General features: G+C 63.9%; 15 protein-coding genes. 9 read left to right on the top strand and 6 right to left on the bottom strand.

Annotation, left to right across the window (positions count from 1 at the left end; translation table 11 throughout):
- Together ACQ66H_RS11195 and ACQ66H_RS11190 are read left to right on the top strand one after the other, a co-directional pair.
- Entirely contained in the window at positions 1-1,155 is a 1,155-nt protein-coding gene (locus ACQ66H_RS11195; RefSeq protein WP_430434097.1) for a glycosyltransferase family 4 protein, read from the top strand.
- A 32-nt stretch (positions 1,156-1,187) separates the two neighbouring features.
- Positions 1,188-1,910 (top strand): WecB/TagA/CpsF family glycosyltransferase, encoded by a 723-nt coding sequence (locus tag ACQ66H_RS11190; RefSeq protein WP_430434096.1) that lies wholly within the window; start codon positions 1,188-1,190, stop codon positions 1,908-1,910.
- Between the two features lie 10 nt (positions 1,911-1,920).
- Here the strand turns inward: ACQ66H_RS11190 and ACQ66H_RS11185 are convergent, their stop codons facing one another.
- Positions 1,921-4,875: a right-handed parallel beta-helix repeat-containing protein gene (locus tag ACQ66H_RS11185; protein ID WP_430434095.1), complete on the bottom strand. Its 2,955-nt coding sequence runs from the start codon at positions 4,873-4,875 to the stop codon at positions 1,921-1,923.
- A 665-nt stretch (positions 4,876-5,540) separates the two neighbouring features.
- Between ACQ66H_RS11185 and ACQ66H_RS11180 the strand changes: the two genes are divergently transcribed.
- Together ACQ66H_RS11180 and ACQ66H_RS11175 are read left to right on the top strand one after the other, a co-directional pair.
- On the top strand, positions 5,541-6,029 hold the full coding sequence (locus ACQ66H_RS11180) for a GDP-mannose mannosyl hydrolase (RefSeq protein WP_430434094.1): 489 nt from the start codon (positions 5,541-5,543) through the stop codon (positions 6,027-6,029).
- Positions 6,030-6,183: 154 nt separating this feature from the next.
- Complete coding sequence (locus tag ACQ66H_RS11175) at positions 6,184-6,372, top strand: hypothetical protein (RefSeq protein WP_430434093.1); 189 nt, start codon at positions 6,184-6,186, stop codon at positions 6,370-6,372.
- A gap of 303 nt (positions 6,373-6,675) precedes the next feature.
- Here the strand turns inward: ACQ66H_RS11175 and ACQ66H_RS11170 are convergent, their stop codons facing one another.
- Both ACQ66H_RS11170 and adh read right to left on the bottom strand, forming a co-directional pair.
- A complete protein-coding gene (locus ACQ66H_RS11170; protein WP_430434092.1) occupies positions 6,676-7,065 on the bottom strand; it encodes a DUF779 domain-containing protein in 390 nt (129 codons plus the stop codon).
- Positions 7,066-7,307: 242 nt separating this feature from the next.
- Positions 7,308-8,822 carry an aldehyde dehydrogenase gene (gene adh, locus ACQ66H_RS11165; protein WP_430434091.1) on the bottom strand — a complete coding sequence of 505 codons (1,515 nt, stop codon included), beginning with the start codon at positions 8,820-8,822 and terminating at the stop codon, positions 7,308-7,310.
- 367 nt (positions 8,823-9,189) lie between these two features.
- On the opposite strand from adh, the gene ACQ66H_RS11160 reads away from it, so the two are divergent.
- From ACQ66H_RS11160 to ACQ66H_RS11140, 5 genes are all read left to right on the top strand, one after another.
- Positions 9,190-10,152, top strand: a complete 963-nt coding sequence (locus ACQ66H_RS11160) for a GAF domain-containing protein (protein WP_430434090.1) — start codon at positions 9,190-9,192, stop codon at positions 10,150-10,152.
- A 414-nt stretch (positions 10,153-10,566) separates the two neighbouring features.
- Positions 10,567-11,013, top strand: a complete 447-nt coding sequence (locus ACQ66H_RS11155) for an REP-associated tyrosine transposase (protein ID WP_430434089.1) — start codon at positions 10,567-10,569, stop codon at positions 11,011-11,013.
- Between the two features lie 318 nt (positions 11,014-11,331).
- Positions 11,332-12,462, top strand: coding sequence for a M14 family metallopeptidase (locus ACQ66H_RS11150; protein WP_430434088.1), 1,131 nt, complete (start codon positions 11,332-11,334; stop codon positions 12,460-12,462).
- A 73-nt stretch (positions 12,463-12,535) separates the two neighbouring features.
- Positions 12,536-13,858 carry a UDP-glucose dehydrogenase family protein gene (locus ACQ66H_RS11145; protein WP_430434087.1) on the top strand — a complete coding sequence of 441 codons (1,323 nt, stop codon included), beginning with the start codon at positions 12,536-12,538 and terminating at the stop codon, positions 13,856-13,858.
- Between the two features lie 10 nt (positions 13,859-13,868).
- Positions 13,869-14,876: an NAD-dependent epimerase gene (locus ACQ66H_RS11140; protein ID WP_430434086.1), complete on the top strand. Its 1,008-nt coding sequence runs from the start codon at positions 13,869-13,871 to the stop codon at positions 14,874-14,876.
- Between the two features lie 42 nt (positions 14,877-14,918).
- On the opposite strand, the gene ACQ66H_RS11135 is transcribed toward ACQ66H_RS11140, so the two are convergent.
- The 3 genes from ACQ66H_RS11135 to ACQ66H_RS11125 form a co-directional block, all read right to left on the bottom strand.
- A complete protein-coding gene (locus ACQ66H_RS11135; protein WP_430434085.1) occupies positions 14,919-15,695 on the bottom strand; it encodes an energy transducer TonB in 777 nt (258 codons plus the stop codon).
- Between the two features lie 151 nt (positions 15,696-15,846).
- Positions 15,847-17,205: an MATE family efflux transporter gene (locus ACQ66H_RS11130; RefSeq protein ID WP_430434084.1), complete on the bottom strand. Its 1,359-nt coding sequence runs from the start codon at positions 17,203-17,205 to the stop codon at positions 15,847-15,849.
- Positions 17,202-18,218, bottom strand: coding sequence for a quinone-dependent dihydroorotate dehydrogenase (locus ACQ66H_RS11125; protein WP_430434083.1), 1,017 nt, complete (start codon positions 18,216-18,218; stop codon positions 17,202-17,204). Before ACQ66H_RS11125 ends, ACQ66H_RS11130 begins: the two co-directional genes overlap by 4 nt.
- Positions 18,219-18,392 lie beyond the last annotated feature (174 nt).

Genomic DNA, 18,392 nt, shown 5'->3' with positions numbered 1-18,392 from the left:
ATGAAGGTTCTTGTTTGCCATAACCGTTATCAGCAGCGAGGCGGCGAGGATTCGGTCTTCGAGTCCGAGGTCGGATTGCTGCGTACCTTCGGCCACGACGTGGAAACCTTCGTGCGCGACAACGAAGGTCTGGAGTCGCGCGGGAAGCTGAAGCTGCTCGCGGATACGATCTGGTCGTCGGAGAGTCATGCGGAACTGTCTGATGCGATTCGCACCTTCAGGCCGGACGTGATTCATGTTCATAACACGTTCGCCCGGCTTTCGCCCTCCATCTACTCGGCTGCCGCCAGCTTGCACGTGCCGGTCGTGCAGACCCTGCACAACTTCCGTCTGCTCTGTCCTCAGGCACTCTTGATGCGGGAGAGCAAGGTATGTGAGGACTGCGTGGGGCACTTGCCTTGGCGCGGCGTGATGCACGCGTGTTATCGCGGATCGCGGGCGCAGACGGCAGCCTTGGCCGCAGCCGTCACGGTCCATCGCGCACTGGGGACCTGGTCGTACAAGGTGAGCCGTTACATCGCGCTGAACGATTTCTGCAAGGAGGTCTTCATCCGAGGCGGGTTGCCACGCGACCGGCTGCGCGTGAAGCCGAATTTCGTCGAGGACCGGCGCATGGACCCATCAACGGGCAGCGACGAATTCCTCTATGTCGGTCGGCTTTCGATCGAGAAGGGTATCGACGTGCTCTCGTCGGCGCTCTCACTTGCGCCCGACGTCAAGTGTCACGTGGTGGGCACGGGTGAGATGGATGGGGCGATACGGATGCGTCCGAATGCCGTGATGTACGGGTGGCAGGATGGCGCATCGATCAATGACCTGATGCATCAGCATCTGGCGCTGGTGATGCCCAGCGTCTGGTACGAGAACTTCCCGCGCACGCTGGTCGAGGCCTTTTCTGCCGGGCTTCCGGTCGTTGCCAGTCGCCTTGGTGCCATGGCAGCACTGATCGAGGACGGCCGGACTGGGTTGCTTTTCAATCCTGGCGATCCGGGCGACCTTGCAGCCAAGCTCGAATGGGCGCGTGCGCATCACTTGGAAATGCACCGTATGGGTGAGAACGCGCGGCGCGAGTACGAGCAGAAGTACACACCCGCCAGGAATCATGAACAACTGTTGTCCATCTACCGCGAAGCCATCGAGGAGGTTGCACTTTGACCGATGAAAGAACCACGGTGCCTGTGCTATCGGTGCCCATCGACGTCATCGGGTGGGACGCGGCCGTACGACGAATCATGTCCTGGGCGCGCCAGCGCTCGTCCCGTTACGTCACCATCTGCAATGCCCATGTCGTTGTCACCGCGAGCCGTTCGCCGGATTACTTCAGGGTCATCTCGAGCAGCGATATGGCAACGCCCGATGGTGCCCCCGTTGCATGGATGATGCGAAAGCTTGGATTTCCCCATCAGCCAAAGATCAGCGGTCCGGATCTAATGCCAAGCCTTCTTGAACAGGCGAGGACCTCCGGCATCCCGGTCTTCTTTTTCGGTAGTACTCCGGAGACCCTTGCACTTCTTGTTGACCGTGTCCGCGAGAGGCATCCAGACATTGTTGTCGGAGGTATCTGCTCGCCGCCCTTCCGGCCCCTTTCCGAGGAGGAGGACGCGGCAATCGTGGCGCAGATCAATGACAGCGGGGCCGGGCTCGTATTCGTTGGACTTGGCTGCCCGAAGCAGGAGCGTTGGATGGCCGAGCACCGTGGTCGTGTGAATGCGGTAATGCTTGGCGTCGGTGCGGCGTTCGACTTCTATGCGGGAACCGTCAATAGGGCGCCGGAATGGATGCAGCGTCACGGGCTCGAATGGCTGCACCGTCTGCTGTCGGAACCGCGCCGCCTGTGGAAGCGCTACCTGACCACGAACACATTGTTCGTGGTCGGAGCGGCCCGCCAATTGCTGGCGGGCCGTCGCTGATCCTTCAAAGTCACGGGCAACCGGATGCGTTGACGGCGAGACCTGCAGTCGTCCCCCCGCAACTGTCCTGACTGTCCGGAATACCGTCCTGATCGCTGTCGAGAAGCGAGCGTTCCTGGGTGAATACAACGATGGATTCGTGGGCAAGCAATGTGGCGGGCCACGAAATCGGTTGTTCGGTTCGAAGATCGACATACTTCGAGCAGTTCGCCGGCGTGAGCTCGGCGTCAGGGCATTCGACGTACTGAGCGCTGCTCTCGGGGTTTGAAATCAGTCGGATCTGCGTGCTTTCTTCGACCGACGAAATCGGAACCAGATCGAGGCGTCCGATTTCAACTGCTTGGCCCGGTTTGATGCCCCCGAAGTAAACTCGGGCACCATTGTCCAGCGTCGCCGGATTGTTCTTCACGACAGTATTGTTAGCCTTGAATATGAAGGCGTGACGCTTCCATTGTCCATCGCCGGTCACCGAGATGGGCGAACCCATCAGGCTGCTGAAGCCGTTCTGACCGCCGCCACCGCGACGAATCACGATGTCCACCTTTTGCCCTGCGGCGGATGTCCTGAGATCAAAGGACAGTCGATACCACTGGTCCTTGGTCGTACTGAAGTTCGGGCTGATGAGGATACTGTCAGCAGTTCCGGCTGCAGCACGGATGCACGGAGCATTGGGGCAGCCGGCGTAGGAGATGGGTGCCGGTGCCGTGGCCGACGTCCAGGTCTTCCATCCGTCCGGGCCGGTGTCGATGACGAGCGTCGGAAGGATGTTCGCTCCCGTCACACGATACTGCGCATAGGCCTTGGGCGCGATGTAGGTGTTGTCCGTCGCGGCAAGCGCGGCGGCGACCCCCGTGTTGCCGAGAACCGAGCTTTCCCATTGCGAGTAGGTATAGCTGACGTTCTGCCATTCTCCTGCCGCGTCCTTCCACGAATTCATCGCGACGACCGCGGTCAGCAGACCGGAGTATAGGTTGCCGGCATAGGTGGCGAAACGCGACGGAAAGGAAAACTCCGAAAGTTGGTAGAGGGCCGGAACGGGGGTGGTCGGGACGAACAGATTCCCGCGTATCTCGTTGCCGTAAATGTCACCTGCCGGATTCAGCCTGTTCCAGTTTTCCTGGAACCACAATTGATTGACCCGGTTTCCGAACAGGGTGTTGTTCTCGATGACGTTGTTGAAGGCGTTGTGCACCTGGATGCCGTTGTCGGCATTGCTGACGGTATTTTGACGAACGGTCACGCCGGATGTCAGATCGTCCAGGTAGATCCCGACAGCCTGGGTACTTGCGCGCGGTTTGCCGTCAGTGCGACCGATAACATTCTCGACCACGTTGTTCTCGATGACTCCGTCATTGTCTGTCTCCTGCACATAGATGCCACCTCCGTCGTCGAGAACCAGGCAGCTGTCAACAACGTGATTGCCGCTGACCACGCTTCCCTTGTCGGCGCGAATACCTGTGTAGGCGCTCCGGACCAGGGTGTTGCCGCTTACAGTTGCGTAGGTTCCGGCGTGCAGCGACGCGAGCGCGGGCGCGGGCAGGCGCTCAGGATCGGTCGGCGAACTGTTGGTGCCGCTCCCTACGATCAAGTTGTCACGCACGACTGCGTATATGGCGCTGGTTTTCCAGTGCTGGGTGCCGGAGAGAGCGTCGAGACGAGTGTCACTGATTTCCGAGTTCGAAATCATGAACTCGCGGCTGGCGAGAAAATCCACTCCGAAACCTGCCGTTCGAGATATTGACAGGCCGTCGAGCTGAACGTTTGTGCTGTTGGTCGCGACAACACCGGTCCCTACCTTCTGTACGCGAAGGTTCCTCACCACCACATTGGACTGATTACTCAAGTCGATTCCGCGATCAAGCACCGTGGCGGTCACACGACCTGCAGGTACGGCAGCGTCATGCGTGGCTAGAATCAGGCGGCCGGTCGTCGAGTCGGCAAACCATTCGGCGGGGCTGTCAACCATCCATCCAGCGCCCGTCAGGAAGAATCCCCAGCCCTGCTGGAGAGCGAACAGCGAACTGTCTCGCAGTGTCACGGTACTTCCGGACAGTGACCGTATGGCGTTCTCCTCGAACGCCCAAGAGCGACTGCGGATGTTAACACCCAGCCCGGGAGTGAGCGAAGCACCGCCGGGAAGTCCGAGAGTTGTCGGGAGCGTGAAACTGGTAGAAACGTTCGTTGCCCGCTGAGGATGTTGGAAATAGGGTGCGTCGGCGGGAATCGGGAGATAGACGGATGTAGGCGCGGTTGACAGATGGCCCGCGTTTGGATGATGGGCAGGATTCTGAAGAACGGATCCGACATGTACTTCGAGCGGTAGTGGGTAGCTCGGCACTATCGCAACGTCATCGAAGACCAGGGGACCATTACCCGGACGGAGTTCCAGATCAAGCCGGGCGTTATTCGCCGTCTCGGTTGCGGTAAAGGTTGCTGTAATGGTCTGCCAGTTACCGTTACCAGTCAGCGTCTGTGCGAGTCCGAGCGTTTCCCAAGGCGCTGCGTTGCGCCGAACGACGACGTTGGCCGAGTGTCCTAGCGGCAGTCGATACGTGAGGCTGATCCGCACGGACTGTCCCGCGGCTACCGGAAATGTGTTGCTTATGGCCAGTGAATGTTGACGAGCCGATCCGCCATCAAGCGTAAGGCACGTTCCGGCGGTCGGACACGTTGAGGAGAGATAGAGCTTGTGGTTGCCCGCGTCCGACCATGAGGACCACGGGGCCGCAACGCCAAGATCTGCCTTACCGTTGATGATGACGTTGGGTGGCCAACTTGCGACCCACTTCCCGCTCGTCGTTGTGCTGGACCACCCCGCGGAGGGAAGCGTGACGCTACCGTCAATAATGGGCTTGTTGGTGCAACCTGCCGGGAACGAGCCGATTTCGATCGGTGCGGTCGCCGAACCAGAGCCCGAAAGCTTCAGTGTTTCGTTCCAACGCTGGCCACATTTCAGGAGTATCACGTCGCCGGCTGCTAGAGGCGCCGATGCAACCTTGGCCAGCGACCTCCACGGTCCGGTCGCAGCTGCGGACTGAGTCGCCGCCAGTCCGTCGTTCGAATCGCGGCCTGCCTGACTGTCAACGTAGTACGTTTCCGCGCTCGCTAGGCTTGTTGCGAACAACGCGACGAGCGCAGAGAGAGTTCTGATCAAATTTCGCTGATGCATTGAAGTCACCAAGGTTATGACATCCGTAATGTCTTTGTCGGATAAGTCTTGGCAAGAGGGCTGGGCCCTCTCACAATCATCTCAGGTTTAGATGACCAGCTTGGTGCAGGACAGTTGCCGGCGCGGCGTGAACGCTCAGTAGTGAGCACCTCGTCGCTTTTTTCTTGTTGATATGGTTGCCGTCTCTCGTCAGGGCACGGTGGTCATGCTTGGTCGGAGGCCTGACTGGGCCGCCAGAGCGACACCCAATTCAGCAGATCTGCGTTGGGTTCCTGAGCACGCAATGCATTTGACGATCACGCTCGGCAAACCTTGAATGCGAAATGAAGAAGCATCCCCCTGCATATCTCTGCCTTGGGTGCGTCGATTTTTGAAATTGGCGCGAGACCTCGGTTTGAGCTGTAGGACAAGGAGCGGATTGAGGCTGATTACGAAGTGAAACTATTTGTAAGGGTGTGGCGATGATCTCGAAGGACGACTTTCTGGCCGTTGTAAGCAGGACGCCCCTGATTTCGATCGATCTGATTCTGCGATCGCAGGGTGACAACATCTTGCTTGGCCGGCGCAACAATCGTCCGGCTAAGGACTTCTGGTTCGTTCCGGGCGGCCGCATCCTGAAGGATGAGCGGTTGGCCGATGCGTTGGTTCGAGTGGTGAGGCGAGAGCTCGGGACAGCGGTACCCTTGGCGGGCTGGCGTAGCGTGGGCATCTATGAGCATCTCTACCCGGATAACTTTGCGGGTGTTGAAGGCATCAGCACGCACTACGTGGTCTTGCCACATCAACTGGATCTGGACTCCGAGGTTGCCCTTGAGTCAGATGATCAGCACGAGGCGCTACGCTGGTTCTCGGTTGACGAACTGATGGTGCATGACGAAGTGCATCCATACACCAAGGCGTATTTCGCGAGGCCCGCTGAGCCGCTGGACAGACTGACGGACGGGCTCTGACTTTTTCCACGGAAGGGCTTCTGGAGAGCCTTTGACTAAGGGGCATTCGCCGTATTGCCGTTTCCGATCTTCGGCCGGTGGTAGGGCGTGTCACTGAGCGGGGGAGAAACAAGGCCTGTTCCGGGGGCTCGCGGGCTTCGCGCACTGCTTCGGTGTGCTGAGCGAATCGGCGGACTTCCTTTGTAGGACGACCGACTACTGCGCGCCGGAACTCGAACGCAGTCTGGCGTGGAACGACCCGACGGTCGTTGTTGCCTCGCCGTTGGCGGGCGAACTGCTGCTGTCGGCTGAGGACCTGGCAGGCATGCCGCTGGGCGAGTGCGTGGTGTTCGAGGGGCTTTGAGGTGGCAACGCCTTTCTTGTGGGAACTGCCTTGGCCGCTTCCGGCATGGCCTCTGCAATCCGCAGGCTTCGATAAAGGCTGCCGTCGGGGTCGGAAGACCCCTCCCACAGAAAACCCGGGCCCCGGCTCGGGTCGCTGGTCAGGCGCCCCCCTTGTGGAAGCGGCCTTGGCCGCGACGCGGCTGCTGCCGTCCGTCAACTTCGATACAGGCCGTTGTCGGGGTCAGAAGATTCCTCCCTCAGAGGACCGACCGACCTCTCCCCTGTAACGCCGGCCGCTTCTACGGATTCCCGCTGCGTGCGCTCAGGTCACTGTGTCACCACGCGGCGGCGGGCCGAGCTTTTCCAGTTCCACCTCCTCGTCAGGCTCGTATAGCCGCGACCGCGTCAGAAAGCGGATGCCCTCCGGTGATTCGATCGAGAAGCCGGATCCACGGCCGGGTACGACGTCGATGATGAGATGGGTGTGCTGCCAGTACTCGAACTGCGACGCGCTCATGCAGAAGGGCATGCCGCCGATCTCGCCGAGGAGTACGTCGGAACTGCCGAGTATGAATTCATTGCGCGGGTAGCACATCGGGGCGCTGCCGTCGCAGCAGCCGCCGGACTGATGGAAGAGCAGGGCGCCGTGCTTGCGGGCGAGCTTTGCGATCCATTCGAGCGCTTCGGGGGTGGCGCTGACGCGGGTGACCATGGGTTCTCCTCCTGCGTGGGTTCTTGTGTGAATGATGACCGTAGGGTGCTCGGATGGTTGCCGGAGCGGGGGCGGTTGGACGGATGCCGATTTTGTAGGAGCGGTCTTCTGACCGCGACAGGGCGGATATTGATGCGCCCGCGCTTCGTTTGCCGCTGCTGTCGCGGTCAGAAGACCGCTCCTACGAGGTCAGCGCGGTTGACGAAAAAAGGGCGCCGGAGCGCCCCTTTCTCGTTGCTGCCTCAGAAGAAGCCCAGCGCCTTCGGCGAGTAGCTCACCAGCAGGTTCTTGGTCTGCTGGTAGTGGTCCAGCATCATCTTGTGGGTTTCGCGACCGATGCCCGACTGCTTGTAGCCACCGAACGCGGCGTGTGCCGGGTAGAGGTGATAGCAGTTGGTCCATACGCGGCCGGCCTGGATGTTGCGGCCGAAGCGGTAGGTGCGATGCACCGAGCGCGACCACACGCCGGCGCCAAGGCCGTACAGCGTGTCGTTGGCGATCTGCAGCGCGTCGGCTTCGTCCTTGAAGGTGGTCAGGGCGAGCACCGGGCCGAAGATTTCTTCCTGGAACACGCGCATCTTGTTGTGTCCCTTCAGCACGGTCGGCTGGATGTAGTAGCCGCCGGTTTCCGATTCCTGACGCTTGGCGCCACCGATCAGCACCTGCGCGCCTTCCTGGCGGCCGATGTCGATGTAGGACATGATCTTTTCGGCCTGGTCCGAGCTGGCCTGGGCGCCGATCATGGTGTCGGTGTCGAGCGGGTGTCCGCCGCGCACCTTGGCGACGCGGGCGATGGCGCGCTCGATGAACTGGTCGGCGATCGATTCCTGCACCATGGCGCGGCTCGGGCAGGTGCACACTTCACCCTGGTTCAGCGAGAACATGGCGAAGCCTTCGAGGCACTTGTCGAAGAAGTCGTCGTCCTTGTCCATCACGTCGTCGAAGAAGATGTTGGGCGACTTGCCGCCCAGTTCGACGGTCAACGGGATTATGTTCTGGGACGCATATTGCAGGATGAGGCGGCCGGTCGTAGTTTCGCCGGTGAAGGCGATCTTGGCGATGCGCGGGCTGGTGGCCAGCGGCTTGCCGGCTTCGATGCCGAAACCGTTGACGATGTTCAGCACGCCCGGCGGCAGGATGTCGGCGATCAGTTCGGCCAGCACCATGATGGAAACCGGGGTCTGCTCTGCCGGCTTCAGGATGATGCAGTTGCCGGCGGCGAGTGCCGGTGCCAGCTTCCACGCCGCCATCAGGATCGGGAAGTTCCACGGGATGATCTGGCCGACGACGCCCAGCGGCTCGTGGAAGTGGTAGGCGACGGTGTCGTCGTCGATTTCCGACAGGGAACCTTCCTGGGCGCGGATGCATCCAGCGTAGTAGCGGAAGTGATCGATGGCGAGCGGGATGTCGGCGGCCAGCGTTTCGCGGATCGGCTTGCCGTTGTCCCAGGTTTCGGCGACGGCCAGCATTTCGAGGTTGGCTTCGAGGCGGTCGGCGATCTTCAGCAGCACGGCGGCACGGCCGGCCGGCGAGGTGCGACCCCAGGCGTCGCGCGCCTTGTGGGCGGCGTCGAGCGCGAGTTCGATGTCGGCGGCCTGCGAGCGGGCGGCCTGGCAGAAGACCTTGCCGGTGACAGGAGAGATGTTGTCGAAGTATTGACCCTCGACAGGCGCCACCCACTTGCCGCCGATGAAGTTGTCGTAACGGGGCTTGAAGGTGATTTTCGAACCGGGTTGGCCGGGGTCGGCGTAACGCATTTACTTTCTCCTCGTGTTGTCGATTGCCCCCGCGGTCGGCCACAATGCATGACAGAACAACACAGGGTCACCGCGCACGCTAATACGGCGCAGGTAGGTATCCGGTAGGTAGCTTGCAGGTTGAGTGGTGGAGCGAGACCAATGACAGCTTCAAGTGCAAGTCTGGCGGCACGCCGGAAGCGCATCGAATCGATCCGGCGCGGCGAGCGCACGGTCGGCGAGCGCATCGTGGTGGTCGGCATGGACATCGCCGGCTCGTGGCAGCGCTCGCGCGAGGCGGTATCGGAAACCTGCTCGGCAGCGCCGATCGACGATGACGCGCCGGACTGGACAACGACCCCGTACGGCGAGGCGGTCAATTCATGCGTTGAACGAGCTGGAAACCGTGGCCCGCGAGAGCGGCATGGTGGCGGCAGTCAGCGACGCCGACGGCCGTCTGCTCTGGACCGGCTGCAGCCGCAGCATGCGCACCCGGGCCGAACGCGTGCATTTCGTGCCCGGCGGACGCTGGGACGAGCGCTCGGTCGGCACCAACGCGCTGGCGCTGGCACTGCGCTACCGACGTCCGGCCAGCGTGTTCTCGGCCGAACATTTCATTCCGGCGGTGCAAGACTGGGTGTGCTACGCCGCGCCGGTGCGCGACGCCGGCAGTGGCGAGGTGATGGGCGTGGTCGATCTGTCAACCACCTGGAACCGTCATTCACCGCTGGCGCTGCACGCGGTCGAGCGCTTTGCGCAGCGCGTGTCGCAGGCGCTGCAGTCATTGAGCCATGCACCGGTGCTGCGCCTTCGCATGCTGGGCACGCCGCAGGCTTTCCTGCAGGGAAGGGCGCTGGCGCTGTCGCCGCGCCAGCTCGAAATCCTGTGCCTGCTGACACTGCACCCCGAAGGGCTGGATCTGGAAAGGCTGCACGCCGCGCTGTACGGTGATCGCCCGGTCGGCGTGGCGACGCTGAAGACCGAGGTATCGCAGCTGCGCGACCGCCTGGGTGGCGCCATCGGCTCACGGCCGTACCGGCTGCTTGTTAACTGGCAGGCGGATTTCCGCGATCTTGAACAGGCACTGGACGCCGGCCGCATCGAAACCGCACTCGCCTGCTACCGCGGCGCCTTCCTGCCGCGCACCGAAAGCCCGCTGTTGCGCGCCTGGCGCGACTGCCTCGAATCCCGTCTGTCGGACGCCATCTTCCGGGTCGATGATCCCGATGTGCTGCTGAATCACCTCGGCCAGTCACCCGAGGCGGTCGATGCGTTGCAGCGCCTGGGCGAACTGCTGCCGCCGGACCACCCTGGTCGGCAGTTGCTGGCAAGGACTTTCGGCGAGGTGTGAAGGGCATCGCGCCGGGATTCTTTGGGAGGGGTCTTCTGACCCCGAAGCGGCTTGAATCAAAGCCGGCGGACTGAACGGTCGCGTCGCGGTCAGAGGACCGCTCCCACAGGGGTGAGGCGCCCGATCTGCGACTTGCGCCTGGATAGGAATTCTGTGGGAGGGGTCTTCCGACCCCGACAGCGGCTTGAATCAAAGCCGGCGGACTACAACGGTCGCGTCGCGGCCAGAAGACCGCTCCCACAGGGGCGGTGCGCCTGATCCACGACCTGGGCCTTGGCGGGGATTCTGTGGGAGGGGTCTTCTGACCCCGATACGGCCGATGATCATCCACCAACAGTCACTCTAGCGCCCCAATCGCGATCAGCGCTCGATTGGACGATCGCAAAGAAGTCCGCTCGACGTTATGATAAATGCATGTTCCAGAGCCATGGTTATCATCGCCTGCGCGACGGTCGGGTCTCCTTGCCGGGCCAGATCTATCACGTGACGGTAACCACCCAGTACCGCCAACCTGTTTTCCTTGACCTCGGCCATGCCCGGGCAGTCATCCGAGTCATGCATCGCACGGCCGAGCGCCACCGTTGCCGAAGCTTGTGTTTCGCACTGATGCCCGATCATCTCCACTGGCTCGTCCAGCTCGGAGAGACCGGCACCTTGCAGGCCCTGATGCGAACGATGAAGAGCATCAGCGCACATCATGTGGGTCGGCCGATCTGGCAAGACGGCTATTACGAACGGGCGCTCAGAATGGAGGACGACGTCCGCGCCGTTGCGCGTTACATCGTCGCCAACCCGCTGCGCGCAGGGCTTGTCACTCGAGTTGGCGATTATCCGCACTGGGACGCCGTCTGGCTCCTTTGAGGCATCACATGCGGGAGAAGGCTGGTGGGTGATCAGACGGAATCGTCGGGGTCAGAAGACCCCTCCCACAGATCCCGGGCCAGAACCAGGTCGCGGGTCAGGCGCACCGCCCCTGTGGGAGCGGTCTGCTGACCGCGACGCGGCTCCTCCGGTCCGCAGGCTTTGGCACAGGCTGCAGTCGGGGTCGGAAGACTCATCCCACAGCCCCCGAACCCCTCGAAGATCGTGTCCCAAGGTGTGACGCTGTCGGTTTCCGGGCCGCGAGCGGTTGACAGGAGCCCTGTATACTTCCGCCGACTTCACGCCAGGAGCCCCGATTTGATCCGCATCAGCAGCCAGTTCGACAGTGGCGCCATCGAGGTGCTGGACTGTTCGGACGCGTCGAACATCCGTCTCGCTCTGCCGGCCGACAATGCGGCGGATTTCCGGCAATGGTTTCACTTCCGCTTGCAGGGGGCGCGCGGTCAGGCGTGCGTGCTGAGCTTCGAGAATGCCGGTCAGTCGGCGTATCCCGGCGGTTGGGACGGTTACCGCGTGGTGGCCTCCTACGACCGCCGAAACTGGTTCCGGCTGTCCGCCGGCCAGTACGACGGGCAGCGCTACACCTTCCGCATCACGCCGGACTACGACAGCGTCTATTTCGCCTATTTCGAACCCTACGGCTGGGACCGCCATCTCGATCTGCTGGGCGCGGCCGACGCCGCACCGGTGGCATCGGTTGACGATCTGGGCGCGACGCCCGACGGGCGTGACCTGAACCTGATCACCGTTGGTCGCCCGGCCCCGGGCAAGCGCAAGGTGTGGATCACCGCCCGCCAGCACCCGGGCGAGACGATGGCGGAGTTCTATGTCGAGGGGCTGCTGGAACGGCTTTACGACACGTCCGACCCGGTGTCGCGCCGGCTGCTCGAGCGTGCCTGTTTTCACATCGTGCCGAACATGAATCCGGACGGATCGGTGCGCGGCAATCTGCGCACCAATGCGTGCGGCTGCAATCTGAACCGCGCCTGGCGCGAGCCGGACATGGATTTCAGTCGCGAAGTGGCGCTGGTGCGCGATCGCATGTTGGCGACGGGTGTGGATGTTTTCCTCGACATCCATGGCGACGAGACACTACCGTTCGTGTTCATCGACGGTAACGGCATGGTGCCGGGCTTCACCGAGGCGCAAGGTGCGCAGGAGAAGCGTTTCTGCGATGCGCTGCTGGCCGCCAGCCCCGATTTCCAGGTGGGCGAGGGCTATGCGCCGGACCGCTTTACCGACGAGTTGCTGACGCTGGCGTCGAAATGGGTATTCAACCACTTCGGCTGCCTTTCACTGACGCTGGAAATGCCTTTCAAGGACAACGCCCATCTGCCCGACGGACTGTTCGGCTGGAGTGCCGCACGCAGCCGACGCCTCGGCGCCGCGACGCTGCAGGCGCTGCTCGCCGTGCTCGACCGCGACTGATCCGTCTGCGTCCTCCGTGCTTTCCTCACCGCAGCGTTCACCTCAGATTTCACTTTTCGCCGGAAACTCCTGAATGAAAATCACCGTAATCGGCACCGGGTACGTAGGCCTGGTCTCCGGGGCCTGCATGGCCGAGATGGGCAACGACGTGCTGTGTCTGGACCTTGATCCGGAGAAGATCCGGATCCTGAAGGAGGGCGGCATTCCGATCCACGAGCCGGGCCTGGACGCGGTGGTTGCCCGCAACGTCGAGGCGGGGCGTCTGCACTTCACGACCGACGTGGCGGAAGCGGTGCGCTTCGGCACCATCCAGTTCATCGCCGTGGGCACGCCGCCGGACGAGGACGGCTCGGCCGACCTGCAATACGTGCTGTCGGCCGCGCGAAACATCGGCCGCCTGATGACTGACTACAAAGTGGTGGTCAACAAGAGCACGGTGCCGGTGGGCACGGCCGACAAGGTGAAGGCCGCGATTGCCGACGAGCTGGCCAAGCGCGGCCAGGAGATGGAATTCGCCGTGGTGTCCAACCCGGAGTTCCTGAAGGAAGGCGCGGCGGTCGAAGACTTCATGCGTCCGGACCGCATCGTGGTGGGCGCTGACGACGAACGCGCCATCCACCTGATGCGTGCGCTGTACGCCCCGTTCCAGCGCAACCGCGACAAGCTGGTGGTGATGGACGTGCGCAGCGCAGAACTGACCAAGTACGCCGCCAACGCGATGCTGGCCACGCGCATCAGCTTCATGAACGAACTGGCGCTGCTGGCGGACCGCATGGGTGCGGACATCGAAATGGTGCGCCAGGGCATCGGCTCGGACCCGCGCATCGGCTATCACTTCCTGTACGCCGGCTGCGGCTACGGCGGCAGTTGCTTCCCGAAGGACGTGAAGGCGCTGATCCGTACCGCACGCGAGAACGGTCAGGACCTGAAAGTGCTGCAGGCGGTGGAAGACGCCAACGACGTGCAGAAGATGGTGCTGGTGGACAAGATCGTCGCGAAGTTCGGCGAAGACCTGTCGGGCCGCCGCTTCGCGCTGTGGGGCCTGGCGTTCAAGCCGAACACCGACGACATGCGCGAAGCGCCGAGCCGGGTGATCATCAACGAACTGTTCCGTCGCGGTGCGACCGTGACGGCCTACGACCCGGTGGCGATGACGGAAACGAAGCGCATCTACGGTGACGAGCCGCGACTGACGCTGGCCGACAAGCCGATGGACGCGCTGGAAGGCGCGGACGCGCTGCTGATCGTGACCGAGTGGAAGGAGTTCCGCAGTCCGGACTTTGAGCGTATCAAGGATGCGCTGAAGCAGCCGGTGATCTTCGACGGTCGCAACCTGTACGAGCCGGAGGTGCCGCGCGCCGCCGGCATCGAGTACTCGGCCATCGGCCGGCGCTGATCCCCGCACGATGAAAGTCCTGCTCACCGGCGCCGCCGGTTTCATCGGCATGCACGTGGCGCTGCGCCTGCTCGAACGCGGTGACGAAGTGGTCGGGCTGGACAACCTGAACGACTACTACGACGTGCGCCTCAAGGAAGCGCGGCTGGCCCGGCTCACGCCGGCGGCCGGCTTCCGCTTCGTCAGGATGGCGGTCGAGGACCGCGACGGCATGGCGAAGCTGTTCGAGGCCGAGCGTTTCGACCGCGTCGTGCACCTGGCCGCCCAGGCCGGTGTGCGCTACTCGCTGCAGAACCCGAACGCCTACATCGACGCCAATATCGTCGGCTTCATGAATGTGCTCGAAGGCTGCCGGCATTCGGCGGTGAAGCATCTGGTGTACGCCAGCAGCTCCAGCGTCTATGGCGGCAACACGAAGATGCCGTTCAGCGAGGCCGACAGCGTTGACCACCCGGTCAGCCTGTACGCCGCGACCAAGAAGGCCAACGAACTGATGGCGCACACCTACAGCCATCTGTACGACCTGCCGACCACCGGTCTGCGCTTCTTCACGGTCTATGGCCCGTGGGGCCGGCCGGACATGGCGCTCTTCCTGTTCACCAAGGCAATGATCGAAGGGCGGCCGATCGACGTGTTCAATCACGGCGAGATGCAGCGCGACTTCACCTATATCGACGACATCGTCGAAGGCGTCATCCGCACGCTGGATCGCGTTGCCGAGGCCGATCCGGCTTTCGATGGCGACCATCCGCACCCGGGGCATTCGAAAGCCCCGTTCAGGGTCTTCAACATCGGCAACCAGGGGCCGGTGCCGCTGATGGATTTCATCCACGCGATCGAGATGGCGCTGGGCATGACCGCGCAGAAGAACCTGCTGCCGATGCAGCCGGGCGACGTGCCGGCGACCTATGCCGACGTATCCGAACTGACGGCCTGGACCGGCTTCTCGCCGCGCACCGCCATCGACGACGGTGTGGCGCGCTTCGTCGCCTGGTACCGCGACTACTACCGGGTCTGAACGACCCGCGTCACGCAGACAAGGGCGCCGCGGGCGCCCTTGTCACTTCTTCAGCTTGTAGTCGATCGGCAGCAGGAACTCCAGCCGCTGGCCGGCCAGCGCTGCCGGTACCGGCGGCAGCTTCGTCTTCTTCACCAGCGCCAGCGCCGCTTCGTCCAGCACCGACTGGCCGGATTCGTCGACCAGGGTGGCCGATACGAGCTGGCCGTTCTCGATGACGATGAGCACCTTGGGTGTGCCTTCCAGCCCGCGCATCGCCGCCAGTCGCGGATAGGTCTGCCCCTTCTTGATCTCTGCCGACAGCGCCTGGCCGTAACCCGCCTTCAGCGACTGGAAATCGACGCTGGGCGCTGCCGGTGCCGGCGCGGGCGCAGGGACCGGCGCTGGTGCGGGTGGCGGTGGCGGCGCATCGATCGGCGGCAGCGGCGCCGGTGGCGGCTGCACCGGCACCACGCGTTCCTCGGGCGCCGGCGACGGCGCTGCCGGCGCAGCCAGCACCGGCAGCGGTGCCTGCTGAGGCACCGGCTTGGGCGGCTTGGGTACCGGCTTCGGCGGTGGCGGCGGGGGCGGCGGCTCGACCGGCTTTGGCGGCGGAGGAGGCGGTGGGGGAGGCGGCGGAGGTTCTTCCTTGATCATCCGCACATCGACGCGGATTTCGGTCGGCGCCACGCGCGGCACATACACCGACGCCCGCCAGACGACGAAGCTGTGCACCAGGATGGACGCGACGAAGGCGGCTGCCCAGAGCCAGGAGCGGAATCGCGTGAAGTCGCTGAAGTAGGCGACGTAAGGCGGACGGAGGACGGATGTCGGATTCATCGGCGAGGCGGTGGCAAGCCCGGACGAGTGGTTTGTTCTGTTCCGGGCGGGGCAGCCGCGGACTTTACTTCAATTGCCGCGTGCGGTGCACCGTCGGGAAAACATCCCGATTGCTGTTGCCGCGCAGCAATCATGAGGCGGCGCGTGGATGTCAACGTATCACCCGCAGCAGGATGGCGCCGATCATCAAGCCGGCCAGCACGGTTGACAGCAGCGTCGCCAGCCAGAAACCGGCCGCCCCCATCGGCTGCGCGATCAGCGCGATGCCGGCCCCGGGCAGGCCGTGAAAGGCGAGCACGTAACCGCTGCCCAGGCCGACGCCCCAGAAGCAGACGGTGTGCACGATCATCGGCGCCACCGTCACCTTGTAGCCGCGCAGCGCGAACGAAGCCAGCGTGTGCGCGGCGTCGATCAGCACGAACAGCGCGACATAGGGCAGCAGGCTGCGGGCGACGCCCAGCACCGCCGGGTCCTTGCTGTAGAAGGCCAGCACCGACTCGCGCGACAGCCACAGCAGCAGGCCGACGAACACCGCGAGCACGCTGGCCATCGCCAGGCCGGTCAGCGCCGTGTGGCGGGCACGCAGCCAGTCGTGTGCGCCGGCTGCCTGACCGACCAGCACCAGTGTGCCGCTGCCCAGTGCCAGCGGCAGCATGAAACAGACGCCGTTGATGTTGGCGATCACGCGGTGTCCTGCCACCACGTCGGCGCCGAGCCGGGCGACGAACAGCGCAATCAGCGTGAAACTGGTGATCTCGACGAAATTCGATACGCCCATCGGTCCGCCGAGGCGCAGCATTTCGCGCTGTGCCCAGGCCCTGGGCGCCTGCCAGTCGTGAAAGGGGCGCAGCGCGCGCAGTTGCGGCGAGTACTTGAGCCACAGCAGTGCGCAGACCACCGACAGCCAGTTAACCACCAGCGTGGACAGCCCGCAGCCGAGCGCGCCGAGCGGCGGGCCGAAAGCGCCGGTGGTGAGTGCCCAGGCCAGCGGCACATGCACCGCCAGGCAGGCCAGCATGATCACCATCACCGGCCGCGGCTGGCCGATACCATTCATCAGCGCCTGAAAGGCGCGGAACAGCAGCGCGCCGGGTACCGCGAAGGCGAGGGCGAGCAGGTAGTCACGCGTTTTCGCCTCGACCACCGGATCGAGCTGCGACAGCGCGAGCAGCGGGTCGGGCAGGGCGAGCAACAGTGCACCGGGCAGCGACAGGAAGAGCGCCATCCACACCGCCTGCTGGAAGGCGGGCGCGATGTCGTCGCGCCGGCCGGCGCCGACGTGGTGCGCGATGATGGGCGCGGCGGCATACAGGATGCCGATCAGCGCGATCACCACCGAAATGAACAGTCCGCCACCGACCGCGACGGCAGCCAGATCGGCGGTGGCGTGGTGGCCGGCGATCAGCGTGTCGGCGACGTTGGTGCCTATGCTCGCCAGCTGCGACACCAGCATCGGTGCGGCCAGCGCGAAGATGCCCGCAGCGGTGCCGCGGCGGGCGTCGGCGGTCACGATTCCGCCAGTGCGCGCGCGGCGTCGCCGACCAGCGCCGGGCCACGGTAGATCAGGCCGCTGTACAACTGCACCAGCTGCGCGCCGGCATCGATCTTGTCCTTCGCGTGACGACCTTCGGTGATGCCGCCAACGCCGATCAGCGCGACCTTGCCGTCGAGCTTCTGCGCCAGGGCGCGCAGCACGGCCGTCGATTTTTCGCGCACCGGCGCGCCCGACAGACCGCCTGCTTCGCCGCCGTGCGGCAGGTTTTCGACACCGGTGCGCGACAGCGTGGTGTTGGTCGCGATCAGCGCGTCGATGTGGTGGCGCACTGTCGCCTCTGCGATCGCGTCGATCTGCTCGGCGTCCAGGTCGGGCGCGATCTTCAGCGCGATCGGCACGGTACGGCCGGCGGCGGCGTCCAGCTTCTGGCGCTCGGCGTCGAGCGCGCCGAGCAGCTGGTTCAGTTCGTCAGCGCCCTGCAACTGGCGCAGGTTCTTGGTGTTCGGGCTGGAAATGTTGACCGTGATGTAGCGCGCGTAGGGGTGGGCGCCGCGCAGGCCGATCAGGTAGTCGTCGGTGGCGCGCTCGATCGGCGTGTCCGCGTTCTTGCCGATATTGATGCCGAGAATGCCGCCCTCGCGCACCCAGCGCGAGCGCTTCACGTTGTTGACCAGCGTGTCCAGGCCCAGGTTGTTGAAACCCATCCGGTTGATGATGCCCTGCGCCGCCGGCAGCCGGAACATGCGCGGCTTCGGGTTGCCCGGCTGCGGACGCGGCGTGATGGTGCCGATTTCGATAAAACCGAAACCGAGCCGCGCCAGACCGTCGATCGCGGCGCCGTTCTTGTCGAGACCGGCCGCCAGGCCGACAGGATTGGGGAAATCCAGGCCCATGCAGCGCACCGGCCTGGGCGCGACGCGCTGCAGCGGCACCAGCCCGGGATGTTTCGCCAGCGTGCCCAGCGTCAGATCATGGGCACGTTCGGCGTCGAGCGAGAACAGCAGCGGGCGCAGCAGCGGGTAGAGCATGGGTGGAATCCGGTTCGCAGGTCGCAGGGGTGCGACGCAAAGGCGCGGATTATCGGCCCGGCGGCGGGGGCAGGCAACCAGCGGTGGCAGCGACAAGAGCCAGGGTTGTGTGTGGAAAGGGCTTCTGACATCGACGGCGGTCTGCCGAAGCCGCATCGCGACCAGAGGTCGCTC

This window comes from Methyloversatilis sp., from assembly GCF_965284615.1.
In the GTDB taxonomy this organism is placed as follows: domain Bacteria; phylum Pseudomonadota; class Gammaproteobacteria; order Burkholderiales; family Rhodocyclaceae; genus Methyloversatilis.
Note: the sequence above shows the minus strand (reverse complement) of the source record. Positions and strands in the feature narration are given on the sequence as shown.

Excerpts from the sequence above, each read along its gene's own strand:
- ACQ66H_RS11195 (WP_430434097.1), top strand. The coding sequence starts at position 1 with ATGAAGGTTCTTGTTTGCCATAACCGTTATCAGCAGCGAGGCGGCGAG.
- ACQ66H_RS11180 (WP_430434094.1), top strand. The coding sequence starts at position 5,541 with ATGATCTCGAAGGACGACTTTCTGGCCGTTGTAAGCAGGACGCCCCTG.
- ACQ66H_RS11170 (WP_430434092.1), bottom strand. The coding sequence starts at position 7,065 with ATGGTCACCCGCGTCAGCGCCACCCCCGAAGCGCTCGAATGGATCGCA.
- adh (WP_430434091.1), bottom strand. The coding sequence starts at position 8,822 with ATGCGTTACGCCGACCCCGGCCAACCCGGTTCGAAAATCACCTTCAAG.
- ACQ66H_RS11155 (WP_430434089.1), top strand. The coding sequence starts at position 10,567 with ATGTTCCAGAGCCATGGTTATCATCGCCTGCGCGACGGTCGGGTCTCC.
- ACQ66H_RS11145 (WP_430434087.1), top strand. The coding sequence starts at position 12,536 with ATGAAAATCACCGTAATCGGCACCGGGTACGTAGGCCTGGTCTCCGGG.
- ACQ66H_RS11140 (WP_430434086.1), top strand. The coding sequence starts at position 13,869 with ATGAAAGTCCTGCTCACCGGCGCCGCCGGTTTCATCGGCATGCACGTG.
- ACQ66H_RS11135 (WP_430434085.1), bottom strand. The coding sequence starts at position 15,695 with ATGAATCCGACATCCGTCCTCCGTCCGCCTTACGTCGCCTACTTCAGC.
- ACQ66H_RS11125 (WP_430434083.1), bottom strand. The coding sequence starts at position 18,218 with ATGCTCTACCCGCTGCTGCGCCCGCTGCTGTTCTCGCTCGACGCCGAA.